This window comes from Streptomyces sp. AC627_RSS907, assembly GCF_019049165.1.
In genome coordinates, this window is sequence record NZ_JAGMUE010001135.1 from 1 (window position 1) to 579 (window position 579).

The following is a 579-nucleotide window of genomic DNA, read 5'->3' on the forward strand; positions in this document are numbered from 1 at the left end:
GGCCGAGGCCGGGGCCTTCCCGGTCACCATCAAGAGCGCGCTCGGCAAGGCCGAGATCAAGGAGAAGCCCCAGCGCGTCGTGACCCTGGGCCAGGGCTCCGCGGAGACGGCCATCGCGCTCGGCAACGTACCGGTGGGCATCGAGAAGTACGAGTGGGGCAGCGACAAGACCGGCTACCTGCCGTGGATCCACGAGGCGGTCACCAAGTCAGGGAAGAAGCTGCCCAAGCAGTTCACCGGCGGTGAGGAACTCGACATCGAGGCCATCACGGAGCTGGAGCCCGACGTCATCCTCGCCCCGTGGTCCGGGATCACGCAGAAGCAGTACGACATCCTCAAGGACATCGCTCCCACCGTCGCCTACCCGGACAAGGCGTGGAGCACCGACTGGGACCAGCAGATCGACCTCATCGCCAAGGCGCTCGGCCAGCCGAAGAAGGCCAAGGAGCTGACGGCGAAGATCGACAAGCAGCTCGCCGACGCCGCCGCGAAGAAGCCGAACTACAAGAACGTCACGTTCTCCTACATCTACACCTCGGGCCCCGGCACCCTCGGCGTCTTCAAGCCGCAGGAGCAGCG

Annotated in this window: 1 protein-coding gene; it reads left to right on the plus strand. The window is 66.0% G+C overall.

Translation table 11 applies throughout. The annotated features are described in order from the left end of the window. On the plus strand, positions 1-579 hold a 579-nt coding region (locus KUM32_RS40690; protein ID WP_217146704.1), incomplete at both ends, for an ABC transporter substrate-binding protein.